1 pseudogene is annotated in these 229 nt (G+C 49.8%); it reads right to left on the bottom strand.

Going from position 1 to position 229, the window contains the following annotated elements:
* A pseudogene (locus AC1ECF_RS17855) lies at nucleotides 1-229 on the bottom strand (carbamoyl phosphate synthase large subunit); the annotation flags it as partial.

Below are 229 nucleotides of genomic sequence, written 5' to 3'. Positions count from 1 at the left end.
CTACAGCCTCTCTTCGAATACGGAAGCCGTCACGCTCAGGCTGCATCCCCTTCATCAACGTGTTGATGACAAACTGTGCTTTTCCTTTTTGGGTGACATCTAATAAGGTCGCGCCTCGACCACCGATTTTATCAACTACGTCTACTGGGATGCCTGTTTTCTCGATTGCCTCCGCTGTGCCTTTTGTCGCAATAATGCGGAAGCCGACATCGTTGAAACGCTTCGCAAT

The organism is Psychrobacillus sp. Z3-81, from assembly GCF_056620325.1.
This window is presented reverse-complemented; position numbering and strand designations above follow the sequence as displayed.